A 262-nucleotide genomic window follows, 5' to 3' on the forward strand; every position below is an offset into this window, starting at 1 on the left:
TCTATACGAAAGATGAGTGCCTCGTGTCTGAACTAACCCCACCATCCGGCCCAGAAGACGATAAACCAGGCGGAAATTTCGGCATTGAGCCAATTTCCATTATCGAGGAGATGCAAAGCTCCTATCTCTCCTATGCCATGAGCGTGATTGTCAGCCGCGCACTGCCCGACGTGCGTGATGGTCTGAAGCCTGTGCACCGACGCATCCTGCATGCGATGAACGAAATGGGCCTGTCCTGGAACAGATCCTACCGTAAGTCCGC

1 protein-coding gene is annotated in these 262 nt (G+C 53.8%); it reads left to right on the plus strand.

What is annotated here, in order from left to right:
• Positions 1-83: 83 nt before the first annotated feature.
• A partial coding sequence (locus Ga0451573_RS19315; RefSeq protein WP_231685820.1) for a DNA gyrase subunit A occupies positions 84-262 on the plus strand: 179 nt, incomplete at its 3' end.

Source organism: Phosphitispora fastidiosa (assembly GCF_019008365.1).
GTDB classification, from domain to species: Bacteria; Bacillota; Thermincolia; order Thermincolales; family UBA2595; genus Phosphitispora; species Phosphitispora fastidiosa.